At 68.3% G+C, this 467-nt stretch carries 1 pseudogene; it reads right to left on the bottom strand.

From position 1 onward, the window contains the following. Nucleotides 1-60: 60 nt before the first annotated feature. Nucleotides 61-467, bottom strand: a pseudogene (locus RM844_RS32485) (cell division protein FtsQ/DivIB); the annotation flags it as partial.

Raw genomic sequence — 467 nt, 5'->3', positions numbered from 1 at the left:
GGACAACGCCGGTGATCGCGGCAGGCGCGCCGACGCGCCGCGCGGCAATTTTTGCCGGATCTACTTGACAGTCGGCAGATCCGGGCTGGACACGTCATAGGTGTGACCCGGCTGGGTCAGCAGGGCCGCAAGCTTCAGCGCCTTCTCATCGGTCCGATCGTTGGTCCCCCACACCACAACCCGGCCATCGGCCACCGTCAGCGCGATCGAGGCCACCGAAGGCGCGGCGATCCGGCCCACCTGTGCGACGACATCCGGCGGCAGCGCCAGCATCACCTCGAGCGCGGCCTTGGTGGCCGGATCGGTCGGCCCCGGGTTGTCGGTATCCAGATACGGCAGCGTCGGCGGTGGCGGCTCGGTGGCGAAATCCACGCCGTCGCGGTCGAACAGATGGGGACCGTCGGGATAGTCCTTGACCACCACCGGCACTCGCTCGACGACCGTGATCCGGAGGGTCGAGGGATACT

This window comes from Streptomyces chisholmiae (assembly GCF_031845445.1).
GTDB classification, from domain to species: Bacteria; Actinomycetota; Actinomycetes; order Streptomycetales; family Streptomycetaceae; genus Streptomyces; species Streptomyces chisholmiae.
This window is presented reverse-complemented; position numbering and strand designations above follow the sequence as displayed.